This is a genomic window from Reyranella sp. GW821-FHT14A01, assembly GCF_058803965.1.
The window spans coordinates 201,193-215,859 of sequence record NZ_JBXAPM010000011.1; the positions used below are offsets into that span (position 1 = coordinate 201,193).

Here is a 14,667-nt window from a genome sequence, read left to right on the forward strand (position 1 = left end):
ACCGGCAGTTTTGTGGGCTGGGAGGTGTGGATAAGAGACGGGAGCTGATGCGCCACTGGAGTGGCGCGCTCCATGGCGACGCTCGTGCCTCACGAATATAGGTCGAACAGCCGCCGGTGTTCATCGAGGGCGAAGCGGTCGGTCATGCCGGCGATGTAGTCGGCGACGACGCGGGCGCGGGCGTGGGTGCCGGCCTGCTCGGCCTTCTCGCGCCACGGCGAGGGCAGGCAGTTGGGCTCGGCGAACAGCAGTTCGAACAGGTCGACCACGACGCGGCGCGCCTTGGAGTGCGAGCGGTTGAGCTTCCAGTGCTCGTACATGCGCGTGTAGAGGAAGCGCTTCACCGTCTTCTCGGTCTCGGCCATCGCTGGCGAGAAAGCCACCACGGGGCGGCCCAGCGCCCGGATGTCGGCCACCGACTTCGGTGCGGCCTCCTTCAGCCGCCGGCGGCTCTCGCTCACCACGTCCTCGACCATGGCATTGATCACGCGGCGCACCGCTTCGTGGATCAGCCGCGTCTGCTCGATGCCGGGATACTTGTTCGTCACGAACGCAAACATCTCGCCGACCAGCGGCAGGTCGAGCAGGTCCCCGATCTCGAACAGGCCGGCGCGCAGACCGTCGTCGATGTCGTGGTTGTTGTAGGCGATGTCGTCGCTCAGCGCCGCGACCTGCGCCTCCGGCCCGGCATGGCCGTCGAGTTCGAGGTCATGGTCCTGGCAGTATTCGACGATGGCGGCGGGCAGCTCGGCCAGCGCGCGGCCGGGCTTCAGCAGCGGGCCGTTGTGCTTCACCGCGCCCTCGAGCGTCTCCCAGGTGAGGTTCAGCCCGTTGAACTCGGCATAGCGGTCCTCGAGCTTGGTGAGGATGCGCAGGGTCTGGGCATTGTGGTCGAAGCCGGCATAGGGCCCCATGACGCCGTGCAGGGCCTCCTCGCCCGCATGGCCGAACGGCGTGTGGCCGAGATCGTGGGCCAGCGCCACGGCCTCGCCGAGATCCTCGTCGAGGCGCAGCACGCGGCAGATCGTGCGCGTGATCTGGGCGACTTCCAGCGAATGGGTGAGGCGCGTGCGGTAGTGGTCCCCCTCGTGGAACACGAAGACCTGGGTCTTGTGCTTCAGCCGCCGAAACGCCGTCGAATGGATGATGCGGTCGCGGTCGCGCTGGAACGGGCTGCGGCTCGGCGATTCAGCCTCGCGATGATAGCGCCCCTTGCTCTGCCACGGCAGCGTCGCATAGGGCGCCAGCGCCTCGTGTCGCCACATCTCCTCGGCCAAACGCGGTCCTCCTGCAGGGTCCGCGTTCTACGCCGTCCCGGGCGGGATGGCTACTTGACGAGGGTAACAGGGACCTTCGAGTAGGCGATCACGTCCTGCGCCACCGAGCCCAGCAGGACGCCCGTGAGGCCGGTATGGCCGCGCGTGCCCATCACGACGAGGCCGGCACCCAGCTTCTTCACGAAGTCGGCGACGATCTCGCCCTGGCGGCCGACGCCGACATGCGTCTTGGCCGTGACCGAGGCCTTCTGGGCCAGCGCCACCGACGAGGCGAGCGCCTTCTCGCCCTCTTCCCGGTGATACGAGTCGATCTGGTCGCGCGACACGAAGGTCGAGACGGCGCCGCCGACGCTCGGCTGGACGTTCAGCAGGTGCAGCTCGGCCGCGCAGCCGGTGGCGATCATGTCGAGCGCGTGCTCGACGGCGCGATCGGAGGTGGCCGAACCGTCGACCGCGACGAGGATAGCGTTGATCTTGTGCATGAGCGCTACTCCTTGCCCTTGTCGGTCGCGAGATCCACCGGATCGTGTTCCTTGTGCTTCTGCTTCGCCCGGTGCTGCAGGAAGTAGCCGACGGCGACGACCAGGACCGCGCAGCCGATCTCGAGGATCGTCTTGGCGTGCGGGGTGATGGCGGTGAGCTTGGCGGCGTAGCCCGGATCGGTGGCCAGCACCTCACCGGCGATCCAGCCCAGCAGCGCGCCGCCGGCGATGACGATGATCGGGAAGCGGTTGAGCAGCGCCATGATCAGCGTCGCGCCGAACACGATCAGCGGGATCGAGATGATGAGGCCCAGCACCATGAGCGTCGTGTCGCCCTTGGCGGCGGCAGCGATGGCGATGGCATTGTCGAGGCTCATCACGGCGTCGGCGATGATGATGGTGCGGATGGCCGAACCCAGCGAGCTGGCCGCCTTGACGCCGTCCTCGCCCTCTTCCTCGCCCTGCACCAGCTTGACGCCGATCCACAGCAGCAGCATGCCGCCGATGAGCTTCAGGAAGGGGACCGACAGGAGGTAGTCGACGATCAGGACGAAGACGATTCGCAGCAGGATGGCGCCGCCGCTGCCGATGATGATGGCCGGCCGCTGGTGCTTCTTCTCCAGGTTCCGACAGGCCAGGGCGATGACGAGCGCGTTGTCGCCCGACAGGATGATGTTCACCAGAATGATCTGGGTCAGGCCGCTCCAGAAAGCGGGCGTCAGCTCAAATCCCATATGCGGCGGTCCCCGTACCGAATTCCTGGGGCCAGTTTCCCGTTGGCCCGTGCTTCTAAGCTTCGGCCGAAGGTGTTAGTGCAGCCCTTCCTAAGGGGCAAGCCAAACCGGACGGGACCAGGGGCGAAATCGCATGGCGGGCAGCGCGGGCTACAACAGGATGTTTCCCGTCTCATGGACGGAATTGCATCGCGACGCGCGGGCGCTCGCCTGGCGGCTGGCCGACCTGGGGCCGTTCAAGGGGCTGGTCGCCATCACCCGCGGCGGGCTTGTCCCGGCGGCCATCGTGGCACGCGAACTGAATCTTCGTCTGATCGACACGGTCTGCTGCTCGACCTACGACCGCATGGAGCGCGGCGCCAAGGTCGAATTTCTGAAAGGCACGTCCGCCGAGCAGGACAAGGGGGCCGGCTGGCTGATCGTCGACGACCTGGTTGACACAGGCGTCACCGCCCGCGCCGTGCGCGCCATGCTGCCCGAGGCCCATTTCGCCACGGTCTATGCAAAGCCCGCGGGCCGGCCGGTCGTGGACAGTTACGTCACCGAAGTGAGCCAGGACACCTGGATCCTGTTCCCTTGGGACCAGGAGGCCGTAATGGCCAAAACCATCATCGAACTGAAGGGCGACGCCAAATGAGGCACGCCGCCAACCCCACCTCCATTGTCATCCCGAGCGCAGCGAGGGACCTTTCCTGCTGCCAACGAAGGGTCCCTCGCTGCGCTCGGGATGACAGTGTGCGGGACATTACGCCGTGCGCCGGATCAGGAGCCAATCAATGAAGTGCTACGTCATCCCCGCCCCCAAGGGCATCGACTCGCTGACCCTGGTCGAGCGGCCGGACCCGACGCCCGGACCGCGGCAGGTGCTGGTGCGGGTCAAGGCGACCTCGCTGAACTACCGCGACCTGCTCACGATCGAGGCACAATACGCGCGGTCGGCGCCCAAGCCCGACCTGATCCCGCTGTCGGACGGCGCGGGCGAAGTGGTCGCGGTCGGGCCGGGCGTCAGCCGCGTTAAGGTCGGCGACCGGGTCGCGGGCTGCTTCATGCAGCGCTGGTTCGGCGGCGCGATCAGCGACAGCGCCATGCCCTCGGCGATGGGCGGCGCGATCGACGGCATGCTGACCGAGCTGGCGGTGCTGGAAGAAGAAGGTGTCGTGAAGCTGCCGGCGCATCTCAGCTACGAGGAGGGCGCCACCCTCCCCTGCGCCGCCGTCACCGCGTGGAACGCGCTGGTCGAGATCGGCCACCTCAAGGCCGGCGACGTCGTGCAGATCCAGGGCACCGGCGGTGTCTCCATCTTCGCACTGCAGTTCGCGAAGATGTTCGGCGCCCGGGTGATCGGCACCTCCAGTTCCGCCGCCAAGGCCGAGCGCCTGAAGCAGATGGGGGCCGAGGCGGTCATCGATTACAAGGCAACGCCGGACTGGGACCAGGAAGCGCTGAAGCTGACCGGCGGCCGCGGCGCCGACATCACCGTCGAGGTCGGCGGCGCCGGCACCCTCCCCCGCTCCTTCATCGCGACGCGGCTGGGCGGCTCGATCGCGGTGATCGGCCTGCTGTCGGGCATGGCGACGGTCGATCCGATGCCGATCCTGCGCCGCAACCTCAAGGTCCAGGGCCTCTATGTCGGCAGCACGCAGATGTTCGAGGCGATGAACCGCGCCATCGAGGTCGCCGGTCTCAAACCTGTCATCGACAAGGTGTTTGCTTTTGCCGAGGCGAAAGCGGCCTACCAGCACCTGAAGAGCCAGAAGCATTTCGGCAAGATCGTCATTTCACACGCCTAGGAAGCACATCTCATCATGATCAAGCGCCGTCTCTTCAGCGCCGGCCTGCTGGCCGCGCCCTTCGTGAAGCCCGCTTTCGCGCAAGCCTGGCAACCTTCGGGACCGATCAAGATGGTCGTGGCCTACCCGGCCGGCGGTCCAACCGACGTGATCGCGCGCATGGTCGCCGCCGACATTTCGGGCCCGCTCGGCCAGCAGGTCGTGGTCGAGAACGTCTCGGGCGGTGCCGGTGCGATCGGCACGCGCGCCGTCGCCAAGGCCAAGCCCGACGGGCAGACGATCACGTTCGGCAACAACCAGACGCACGGCAACAACATGTTCATGCTGAAGGAGCCGGGCTACGACGCAGTGAAGGACTTCGCGCCGCTCGCGGGCGCCGGCGCCTTCGAGCATGTCTTCGTCGTGCGCAACGACCTGCCGGCCAAGAACATCCAGGAGCTGATCGCACTGGCGAAGGCCAAGCCGGGTGAATTGAACTACGGCTCCACCGGCATCGGTTCGGGCTCGCACCTTTCGACCGAGCTGTTCATGGCGCGCACCGGCACCAGGATGACCCACGTACCCTATCGCGGCGCGCCGCCGCTGGTGCAGGACCTGGTGGGCGGCCGCATCGACATCTCCAACTCGACGCTGCCCAGCGTGCTGGCGCAGATCAAGGCCGGCACCATCCGCGCCATCGCGATCGGCAGCGCCAAGCGCAATCCGCAGCTTCCCGACGTCCCGACGCTCGAGGAGCAGGGCGTGACCGGCGCCAATGCCTCTTCGTGGGCCGCCTTCTTCGCGCCGGCGGCAACGCCACAGCCCGCGCTCGACCGGCTCTCCGGCGAGATCATGAAGAGCCTGCAGAAGCCCGAGGTCGTCGAGAAGATCGACAAGCTCGGCTTCACGGTGGAGCCGCGCGACCCCGCGCAGTTCAAGCCCTATCAGGAGCAGGAGATCGCGACCTGGGTGAAGATCGCCAAGGACGCCGGCATCCAGCCCGACGAATAGAGAGAACCATGAAGAACCTCTGGACCGACAGCGACGCCAAGCAAGCCATCGCGAGCCATGCCGCGAAGGGCATCAACGAGGACCTCGCGTTGCGCGTCTACACGACGCGCCTGCTGGGCGGAGAGCCGAAGCTGGTGTTGCACGGCGGCGGCAACACCTCGGTGAAGACGCGCATGGCCGACGTCACCGGCCAGCCGCTCGACGTGCTCTGCGTGAAGGGCAGCGGCTGGGACATGGGCACGATCGAGGCGCCCGGCCTGTCCGCCGTCCGTCTCGCGCCGCTGCGCGAGCTGCAGGGGCTGCAGGCGCTCAGCGACGAGGACATGGTGAACGTGCAGCGTGCCAACCTGCTCGACAGCAAGGCGCCGAACCCGTCGGTCGAAACGCTGCTACACGCGTTCCTGCCGCACAAGTTCATCGACCATACGCATTCGAACGCCGTGCTGGCATTGACCGACCAGCCCGACGGCGCCGAGCTGGCCGCCGACCTCTACGGCAAACGCGCGGCGCTGGTGCCCTATGTCATGCCGGGCTTTGCGCTGGCCAAGAAGACCGCCGAGGTCGCGAAGGCCAATCCCGACGTCGAAGGCTTGATCCTGCTGAAGCACGGCATCTTCTCGATGGGCGCGACGGCGGAGGAAGCCTATGTCCGCATGATCGAGCTCGTGACCATGGCCGAGGATCGACTCGCCAAGGCCACGCGCAAGATCTTTCCGGGTGCCACATTGCCGGCGACGCCCGCGACGGCGGCGGAGATCGCGCCGATCCTGCGCGGCCTGTTCTCGCTGCCCGCCAAGGCCGGTGGCCGCGAAGCCGCGCAGCGTTTCGTGTTCGAATTCCGCAGCTCGCCCGAAATCCTGGCCTATGTGAACGGCAAGGAGATCGCGCGCTACAGCCAGCAGGGTCCGGTGACGCCCGACCATGCGATCCGGACCAAGAACGTGGCGTTCATTGCGCCCGCGCCGGAGGCCGGCAAGCTCGACGCGTTCAAGAGCGAGACCCAGGCCGCGCTCGAAAAATTCGCGGCCGACTATCACGCCTATTTCACGCGCTACAACGGCCGCCAGATCACGGCGAAGAAGGAACTCGATCCGGTCCCGCGCGTCGCGCTGGTGCCGGGCGTCGGCCTGTTCGGCATCGGCAACAGCTCGAAGGACGCCAAGATCGCGGCCGACCTCGCCGAGACGACGGTCGCGGTGATCGCCGATGCCGAGCGGCTCGGCACCTACGAGTGCATCCCCGAACCCGACATCTTCGACATCGAATACTGGTCGCTGGAACAGGCAAAGCTCAGCAGCGCGGCCGAGAAGCCGCTGGCGCGGCGCATCGTGGCCGTGACCGGCGGTGCCTCGGGCATCGGCGCCGCAACGGCCGCCGCCTTCGCGCGCGAGGGCGCCGAGGTGGCGGTGCTCGACCGCGACGTCTCCAAGGTGAAGAGCTTCGCGGTCGCCTGCGACGTGACCGATCCGAAGTCGGTGCGCGCCGCCTTCGACAAGGTCGCGGCAACCTTCGGCGGCGTCGATATCGTGGTCTCCAACGCGGGTGCGGCCTGGCAGGGCCGCATCGGCGATGTCGACGAGGCCGTGCTGCGCCAGAGCTTCGAGCTCAATTTCTGGGCGCACCAGAGCGTGGCGCAGAATGCGGTCCGCATCATGCGCACCCAGAACCTTGGCGGCTGTCTGCTGTTCAACACTTCCAAGCAGGCGGTGAATCCAGGGCCGGATTTCGGGCCCTACGGCCTGCCCAAGGCCGCGACCCTGTTCCTGATGCGCCAGTACGCGCTCGACCATGGCGGTGATGGCATCCGCGCCAATTCCGTGAATGCCGATCGCATCCGCTCGGGTCTCCTGACGGACGAAATGATCGCACAGCGATCGAAGGCGCGTGGACTGAGCGAAGCCGACTATATGGGTGGCAACCTGCTCGGCCTTGAAGTGACGGCCGACGACGTGGCGCAGGCTTTCGTTTCGCTGGCCAAAGCGGCGAAGACGACGGGCGCTGTCACGACCGTGGACGGTGGTAATATCGCGGCCGCCCTGCGCTAGGGTTCCTTTCCCAAGGGAGGTCCCGTTGTCGATCGAGACACGTCCGCTTCAGCCTCAGCAGCCCCTCTTCGCCGCCGAGATGACCGGCCTCGATGCGACGCGGCCGCTGACGCCGGCCGATATCGCGGCCTTCGAGGCCGGCATGGACAAGTATGCCGTGCTGGTCCTGCCCGGCCAGGACATGACCGACGAGCAGCAGCTCGACTTCACGCGCAACTTCGGTCCGCTGCAGGTGGGCGCCAACACCGCCATTCCAGCGGCCGAGATGCGCCTGCACAACGCCTTCGCCGACGTCTCCAACCTCGACAAGCAGAACAAGAAGCTGGAGCGCGACGACCGCCGCCGCATGGCCTCGCTCGGCAACCGTCTTTGGCACTCCGACGCCACCTTCCGCATCGTGCCGGCGCGCTACTCGCTGCTGAGCGGCCGCATCGTGACGCGCGACGGCGGCAATACCGAGTTCGCCGACATGCGCGCCGCCTACGACGCGCTCGACGACGCCACCAAGGCCGAGATCGAGGACCTGGTGTGCGAGCACTCGCTGATCTACTCGCGCGCGCAGCTGGGCTTCTCCAACTTCACCGACGAGGAGCGCCACAGCATGAAGCCGGTGCTGCACAAGCTCGTGCGCACGCATCCGGTGACGGGACGGAAGTCGCTGCTGATGTCGGCGCATATCGGCGCCATCGTCGGCTGGCCGCGGCCCGAGGCGATGGCCTTCATCCGCGACCTGATGGAACACGCGACCCAGCCGCAGTTCGTCTACGTCCACCGCTGGACGAAGAACGACTTCGTGATCTGGGACAACCGCACCACCATGCACCGCGTCCGCCGCTTCGACGATCTCAACATCGTCCGCGACATGCGCCGCACCACGACGATGAGCGAAGGCCCGACGGTCGCGGGGCAGCAGTCGGCCTAGCTGGCTGTTGAAACAGGCTTTTGAGAGGTACCGGCGAGCGACATTGACCCGCCAGCGGTATCACGACACCTCAATTCAGGGGGCTGCCTCTTTCGATTCGTTGGTTTCGCATATTTCGTTTGTTTCGTTCGCGCTCCTTTATGTGGAGCAAAGAGCATCTCTTTCGATTCCTTTCCAAATCGTGCCGTACCGGATCGGAAAATCAAAGCGGGAACTTGATGCCCGTTCTTGCCATCTTGTTGAGCTCGGCATTCGTCAACAGGCACAAGTAACGGCCGCTCGCGTAGCCCTGCAGGGAGCCGAACGAGATCTCGACCCCCGACCGGCTAAAGGCCCAATTCTCCGACTCGTTCAGAATTTGGGAGAATGTCCGCACCGTCCCTTCTTCTTCGGGGACGATAGTGCCTGCTTCGAAATCATCGTCGCGGAAATTCCTCTTGAGCGAAAAATACGCCGGATACTGCGGACCGTTCAGGAGAGGGACTTCTTCTGCCAGTTCGAACTGGAGTCGGCAGGCGTTCGCCAGCAACCCCAATCTCAGCGTTTCGCGCGGCGCGAAGATTTCGCCTTTCCGCAGGTCGACGTTGATGGCCGCGCATAGGACATTCCGTGCGAACCGCAACAGACCCATTGTTCGTAGCCGGCAGAAATGAAGGTGGCGGAACGATACAATGAGTAGAGCAACAGCATTTGCTCGAGCTTGCCTACTTGCGAAGCATCGAATGTTTCCGTGAGCGGCAGTTTCGCGGCGGACTCCGCGACCAGTCGATTGAACAGGCGCTCGCCGGACGTTCGCGGTTGGTCGAACTCCACGATCTCCGCCACCACGGCGATGTTGGGCTCCCGGTTCGGCCCTCTCAGGAGGCCAAATCGGAGTCGGCCTTCGAGCCCACCGCCACCCTCGATCGATTGAAGATCCTTCACGTGATTGTCGATGAGGCGCCGCAGGCACTGGATATCGATGGCATAGGGAGGATTGATACGAGTCGAGCACACACTGTTCCGGCTCTGCGCCCAGCGATCTTCGTACAGGGTGAACGCTTCTCGTTCCTCCTTCGGAAGGGCCGCCGTGATGCGCGCAACTTCGGATTCCCGACGCTCATCCGCCGACTTGAGGTCGGGGTTCCCACAAATCGCCCTGTAGTCCTTGCGACTGATGGTGCAGTCGATGGCCCAGGCCTTGGCATCGAGCATCACCAAAGCGCCACAGGCCACCATCGCGGCAGCCCAAACCATCATGACGGATCTAGCGACCCTCAATCTCCGTATCCTTCTTCGGGATCAGGTCGTAGGGCAGCGCGAAGCCCGGCATCGCCTTGATCCGGTCGCGCCACGCCGAGAGGTTCGGTCGGCTGTCGATCGACAGGCCGCCTTCGTGGGCGAAGACCATGCGGCCCCAGCAGCCAATGTCGGCGATCGAGCAGGCATCGCCCACAAGCCACTCGCGGCCGGCCAGCGATTTGTCGGCGAAGTCGAGCGCGGCTTCGGCGCCGGGCCGGAAGTAGTTCACGATGTCCTGCGACACATCGGGACGAAAGCGCGCGAAGTGGCGAACGCGCGCCACGTTGGTGATGGCGTCGTTCTCCCACGACAACCATTCGCGCGCCTGCCAGCGATGCTGCTCGGTCTTGGGCTCGAAGTGCCCGGTGGTGCGCGCGAGATAGTCGAGGACGACGTTCGACATCACGATCGTGAGCCCGCGATGCTGCAGCACCGGCACCTGGCCGTAGCGATTGATCGCGAGGTGGGCGGCTTCCTTCTGCACGCCGTTCTTCAGGTTGACCGTGCGGAACGAGAACGGCAGGCCCGAGAGCGCCAGGAAGAGCATCGGCTTGTAGCTCGAGCTCGACGTGAAACTGCCGTGCAGAACGAGGCGTTCGCTCATTGTCTCCGATGGCATTGTCTCTCCTGTGGCGCGGGCCGGAGGCAATTCGTACTCTCCCCCGTCCTCGGAGGAAACGAACATGACAGCGCTCCAGCGCCGCAAGGTCGGAAAAACGAAACTCGAAGTCACCGAGATCGGGCTGGGCGGCGCGCCGATGGGCGGCTTTCGCGCCACCATTCCCGATGCAGAAGCGGTGCAGCTCACCAACGACGGCTACGACGCGGGCATCCGCTACTTCGACACCTCGCCCTTCTACGGCTATGGCCGCAGCGAACTGCGCATGGGCGCGGCGTTGCGCGAGAAGCCACGCGACAGCTACGTGCTCTCGACCAAGATCGGCCGCATCCTGCACGTGCGGAAGCCGGGCGAGGTCCTGCCCAAGGACTTCCGCGAGAACGGCCTGCCGGGCTTCGTGCCGCAGTTCGACTATACCTATGACGGCGTGATGCGCTCGCTGGAGCACTCGCATTTCCGGCTGGGCCTCGACAGGATCGACATCGCCCTGATCCACGATGTCGATTTCTGGACCATCAAGGACCGCGCGATCCTCGACGAGCGTTTCAAGACGGTGATGGATTCGGGCTTCCGCGCGCTCGACGAGCTGCGCAAGGCCGGAATCATCTCCGCCATTGGCGTCGGCATCAACGAGAGCGACACCAGCACGCGCTTCATCAAGGCCGGCGACTTCGACTGCATGCTGCTGGCCGGGCGCTACACCTTGCTCGAACAGGGTGCGCTGGAGGAGTTCCTGCCGGAATGCACCAAACGGAACGTCTCGGTGATCCTGGGCGGGCCGTACAATTCCGGCATCCTGACCGGCAACGTGAAGACGGGCGCGACGCACGACTATGTCGCCGCGCCCCAGCATCTCGTCGAGAAGGCGCAGAAGATCGAGGCGGTGTGCCAGCGGCACGACGTGCCGCTCGGCGCTGCGGCGATGCAGTTCCCGCTGTTCCATCCCGCTTTCTGCGCGGTCATTCCCGGCGCGCTCAGCGTCGCCGAGGTGAAGCAGAACATCGCCCATATGAGCGTCAAGATTCCGGTCGAGCTGTGGAGCGAGCTGAAGCGCGAAAAGCTGCTCGACGCCGCGGCCCCGACCCCCAACTGAGGAAAACGCAATGAAGATCGTCGACGCGCAGATCCACATCTGGTCGCAAACCGTCACGCCGCCCTCGGGCCTGCATCGCAAGGTCGCGAAGTTCACGGCCGAAGAGGCGCTGAAGGAGATGGACGAGGCCGGCGTCGATGCCGCGCTGATCCACCCGCCCTATAGCTGGGACCCGACGTCCAACCAGCTCGCCCTCGATGCCGCGAAGAAGCATCCCGACCGCTTCGCCGTGATGGGCCAGTTTCCTCTGGAGGATCCCGAGAGCCGCAATCGCATCAAGGGCTGGCGCAACCAGCCCGGCATGATGGGCCTGCGCTGGGCGCTGCTGCAGCCGGCCGAGCAGAAGTGGCTGAACGACGGCCTGCTCGACTGGGTATGGCCGGCGGCCGAGAAGGAAGGCATCCCGGTCGCGACCATGGGCGGCATCTTCCCCGACAAGTTCCGCGAGATCGCCGAGAAGCACCCGAACCTCAGGATGATCGTCGATCATTGCGGCCTGAACCGTCACGGCCAGGACGAGGAGGCCTTCATCCATCTCGACAAGCTGGTGGCGATGGCGAAGCTGCCCAACGTCGCCGTGAAGGCGACCGGCGCGCCGCATTATTCGACCAAGGGCTATCCGTTCACGAACATCCAGGACGGGCTGCACCGCATCTTCGACGCCTTCGGTCCCAAGCGCTTCTTCTGGGGCACCGACATCACCCGCATGCAGTGCACCTACCGCCAGTGCGTGACCTTCTTCACCGAGGAGCTGCCCTGGCTGAAGGGAGACGACCTCCAGGACGTGATGGGCCGTGGTCTGTGCGAATGGATCGACTGGAAGCTGAAGTTCGACTGAGCATGGACAACGAGCGCGAGAAATCCATAACTGACGTCGACGCCAAGACGCACGCACGACGTCTGGCTGAAAAAGAAGGCCGACCGCGCCCACATGTCATGGACGCCTATCAGCGCAGCCATGCAAAGTACGCAGATCTTTACAGGAGGCTGGCTCAATAAGGTCGCTCACGACAGGACCGTATAGACCCCACCAACTACTCTGTCGTCTCGACCGAAGCGCCGCAGGCGCGCAGTGGAGAGACCTTTTTTCTGCCAATAAGCGCTGAATGGAAGAAAAAAGGTCTCTCCACTGCGCCTCGCTACGCTCGGCTCCGGTCGAGACGACGTGGTGCTACTTCTTCAACGGAAGGATCTGGCCGCGGATTTCGCCGTCGGGACATTTCTCGGTCAGCACGTTCACGTACCAGAGGCCGGCCAGGACTTCCCGGGCCTGCTGCTCGGTAAGCGTCACGCCGTCGTTCACGGTCGAGCGGTCGGCGTAGAACGGCACGTCGATGGGCACGACCTGAACGGCGTTCTGGTCGGGCGCCGCGGGGCCGTAGAGGCCGACCTGGCGGACCGGGCCGCTCAGGCGCACCAGGTTGATCTTGTATTCCAGCACCTTGGTCGAGGGCCGGTAGGTGGCCGCGAAATAGCCCTCGCCCTTGCTGTCGATCGGCGGCACCTCGCGCGCGCCACTCAGGTCCGCACGCAGGTCGGTCTTCGGCAGGTTGGGCTCGCCCATGTTGAACGAGCAGCTCGACGCGGTGAGCAGGAGGCCGAGGGACAGGAGATGGCGGCGGGCCGGGAGGTTCATGCTTCCTAGTCTACGTTGTCACCGGCTCAGGCGTCCCCCGCTTCCGTCACGCCTTGTGGTGCACGGCCGCCCGGCCATAGACCGGGGTCGGCAGCCCCTCCATGCGCGCCTTGAGCTGCAGCGACAGGAAGATCGAGTAGAGCCGGGACTGCATCAGGTTGCCGCCGTGGAACCACAGGTTCTCCTGCGCCGTCGGCTTCCACATGTTGCGCAGCTCGCCCTCCCAGGGGCCGGGGTCCTTGGCGGTGCCGGAGCCCAGGCCCCAGCACTTGCCGACCTTGTCGGCGACCTCGGGCGAGATCAGCACGGCCGCCCACTGGTTCATCGAGCCGTAGCCGGTGGCATAGACGACGAGGTCGGCCTTCAACTCGGTGCCGTCGTTCAGCACGACCGAGTCCTCGGTCAGGCGCTCGATCTCGACACCGGACTTGAGCTTGATGCTGCCGTCGGCGATCAGCTCGGATGCGCCGACCTCGATGTAGTAGCCCGAGCCGCGGCGCAGATACATCGGGCCGATGCCGGTGCCATCCTCACCGAAAGTCAGCTTGAAGCCGGCCTTTTCGAGACGGGCATAGAAGTCCGCATCCTCTTCGCGGATCTTGTCGACCACCGGCTTCAACACCTCGGGCAGCGCGCCGTAGGGCATCGACGCGGTCGTGAGATCGGCGATCTCGGTGGTGATGCCCGAGGCCACCGCCTCCTCCGAATAGAGCGGCCGGTTGCGCGCCAAGGTCTCGGCGCGCACGACCAGCGTCGGCGAACGCTGCAGCAGGGTCACGTCGGCGCCGTGCTCCCACAGGTCGGCGGCGATGTCGTGCGCCGAATTGTTCGAGCCCACGACGACGCACGTCTTGCCGGCCCAACCCTCGCCGCCGCGATGCTGGCTGGAATGATGCTGCTTGCCCTTGAAGCGCTCGGCGCCGGGGAACGTCGGAATCTCGGGAAAGCCCGACATGCCCGTCGCGATCACGAGCTGCTTCGGCGTCAGCGTGACGTCCTTGCCGTCGCGCTCGACGACGACGGTCCACTCTCCCTTCGCCTCGTCGAACGACGAGCTCTTGCACGTGGTCGAGGGCCAGTAATCGAGTTCCATGATCTTCGTATAGGACTCGAGCCAGTCGCCCATCTTGTCCTTGGGCGTGTAGATCGGCCAGTGATCGGGGAACGGCAGGTACGGCAGATGGTCGTACCAGACCGGATCGTGCAGGCAGAGCGACTTGTAGCGGTTGCGCCAGGCATCGCCCGGCCGCGGATTGGCGTCGACGATCAAGGTCGGGATGCCGAGCCGCTTGAGGCGCGCGCCGAGGCCGATACCGCCCTGCCCGCCGCCGATGATCAGCACATAGGGCTGGCGGTCGTAGCCCAGCTCCGTCGCATCGGCGCGGCGGCGGTCGGTCCAGGTCACGCGATCCTTGAAGGCGCCATGCTGCGTGCCGTGCTCGCGCGACGGTCCCTTCTTCTCCTCGAAACCCTTCAGCTCCATCAGGGCGGTGAAGAAGGTCCAGGCCTTGCCGTCCTTCAGGCGGAGGTGACCCTTGCCGCGACCCTGCGCCGTCTCGAAGGTGAACCAGCCGGGCCGGCCCGAGAGTTCGAAGGAATCGGGTTTCACATCGCCAAGGCGCGCTTTGAGCATGTCCGCAATCGCAGAGCGGCTCTCGAGCGTCACGATGTTCCAAGTGAAGGCAACGAGATCGCGCCAATAGCACTCGTCGGCGAACAACGCGGACGCAGCATCGATGTCGGAACGCTTCAACGCGGACGCAAAGCTGGCAAGCCACTCGGTGTCGTTCATTCTCTT

15 protein-coding genes are annotated in these 14,667 nt (G+C 65.5%); 7 read left to right on the top strand and 8 right to left on the bottom strand.

Going from position 1 to position 14,667, the window contains the following annotated elements; all coding sequences use genetic code 11:
- Positions 1-89: 89 nt before the first annotated feature.
- From AC1ROX_RS20655 to AC1ROX_RS20665, 3 genes are all read right to left on the bottom strand, one after another.
- Positions 90-1,265: a deoxyguanosinetriphosphate triphosphohydrolase gene (locus AC1ROX_RS20655; RefSeq protein ID WP_493128767.1), complete on the bottom strand. Its 1,176-nt coding sequence runs from the start codon at positions 1,263-1,265 to the stop codon at positions 90-92.
- Between the two features lie 62 nt (positions 1,266-1,327).
- On the bottom strand, positions 1,328-1,759 hold the full coding sequence (locus AC1ROX_RS20660) for a universal stress protein (protein ID WP_493128595.1): 432 nt from the start codon (positions 1,757-1,759) through the stop codon (positions 1,328-1,330).
- Between the two features lie 5 nt (positions 1,760-1,764).
- A complete protein-coding gene (locus AC1ROX_RS20665) occupies positions 1,765-2,493 on the bottom strand; it encodes a TerC family protein (protein ID WP_493128597.1) in 729 nt (242 codons plus the stop codon).
- A gap of 133 nt (positions 2,494-2,626) precedes the next feature.
- On the opposite strand from AC1ROX_RS20665, the gene gpt reads away from it, so the two are divergent.
- The 5 genes from gpt (at position 2,627) to AC1ROX_RS20690 (ending at position 8,240) form a co-directional block, all read left to right on the top strand.
- Positions 2,627-3,130 carry a xanthine phosphoribosyltransferase gene (gene gpt, locus AC1ROX_RS20670; RefSeq protein WP_493128599.1) on the top strand — a complete coding sequence of 168 codons (504 nt, stop codon included), beginning with the start codon at positions 2,627-2,629 and terminating at the stop codon, positions 3,128-3,130.
- A 139-nt stretch (positions 3,131-3,269) separates the two neighbouring features.
- Positions 3,270-4,283 (top strand): zinc-dependent alcohol dehydrogenase family protein, encoded by a 1,014-nt coding sequence (locus tag AC1ROX_RS20675; RefSeq protein ID WP_493128601.1) that lies wholly within the window; start codon positions 3,270-3,272, stop codon positions 4,281-4,283.
- Positions 4,284-4,298: 15 nt separating this feature from the next.
- Positions 4,299-5,273, top strand: a complete 975-nt coding sequence (locus AC1ROX_RS20680) for a Bug family tripartite tricarboxylate transporter substrate binding protein (protein ID WP_493128604.1) — start codon at positions 4,299-4,301, stop codon at positions 5,271-5,273.
- A gap of 8 nt (positions 5,274-5,281) precedes the next feature.
- On the top strand, positions 5,282-7,318 hold the full coding sequence (locus AC1ROX_RS20685; RefSeq protein WP_493128606.1) for a bifunctional aldolase/short-chain dehydrogenase: 2,037 nt from the start codon (positions 5,282-5,284) through the stop codon (positions 7,316-7,318).
- 25 nt (positions 7,319-7,343) lie between these two features.
- The gene (locus AC1ROX_RS20690; RefSeq protein ID WP_493128608.1) at positions 7,344-8,240 is read left to right on the top strand and encodes a TauD/TfdA dioxygenase family protein; all 897 of its coding nucleotides are present in this window, start codon (positions 7,344-7,346) and stop codon (positions 8,238-8,240) included.
- 202 nt (positions 8,241-8,442) lie between these two features.
- Here AC1ROX_RS20690 and AC1ROX_RS20695 read toward each other — a convergent pair whose 3' ends face one another.
- From AC1ROX_RS20695 to AC1ROX_RS20705, 3 genes are read right to left on the bottom strand one after another with little or no spacing between them, the layout of a single operon-like run.
- A complete protein-coding gene (locus AC1ROX_RS20695; RefSeq protein ID WP_493128610.1) occupies positions 8,443-8,769 on the bottom strand; it encodes a hypothetical protein in 327 nt (108 codons plus the stop codon).
- An 8-nt stretch (positions 8,770-8,777) separates the two neighbouring features.
- Entirely contained in the window at positions 8,778-9,479 is a 702-nt protein-coding gene (locus tag AC1ROX_RS20700) for a lysozyme inhibitor LprI family protein (RefSeq protein ID WP_493128613.1), read from the bottom strand.
- 7 nt (positions 9,480-9,486) lie between these two features.
- A complete protein-coding gene (locus tag AC1ROX_RS20705) occupies positions 9,487-10,140 on the bottom strand; it encodes a glutathione S-transferase family protein (protein ID WP_493128615.1) in 654 nt (217 codons plus the stop codon).
- Between the two features lie 64 nt (positions 10,141-10,204).
- Between AC1ROX_RS20705 and AC1ROX_RS20710 the strand changes: the two genes are divergently transcribed.
- Positions 10,205-11,233 carry an aldo/keto reductase gene (locus AC1ROX_RS20710; RefSeq protein WP_493128617.1) on the top strand — a complete coding sequence of 343 codons (1,029 nt, stop codon included), beginning with the start codon at positions 10,205-10,207 and terminating at the stop codon, positions 11,231-11,233.
- A 10-nt stretch (positions 11,234-11,243) separates the two neighbouring features.
- A complete protein-coding gene (locus tag AC1ROX_RS20715; RefSeq protein WP_493128619.1) occupies positions 11,244-12,071 on the top strand; it encodes an amidohydrolase family protein in 828 nt (275 codons plus the stop codon).
- Positions 12,072-12,404: 333 nt separating this feature from the next.
- Here the strand turns inward: AC1ROX_RS20715 and AC1ROX_RS20720 are convergent, their stop codons facing one another.
- Entirely contained in the window at positions 12,405-12,869 is a 465-nt protein-coding gene (locus tag AC1ROX_RS20720) for a CHRD domain-containing protein (RefSeq protein WP_493128621.1), read from the bottom strand.
- 46 nt (positions 12,870-12,915) lie between these two features.
- On the bottom strand, positions 12,916-14,661 hold the full coding sequence (locus AC1ROX_RS20725; protein ID WP_493128623.1) for an FAD-dependent oxidoreductase: 1,746 nt from the start codon (positions 14,659-14,661) through the stop codon (positions 12,916-12,918).
- Positions 14,662-14,667: the final 6 nt, after the last annotated feature.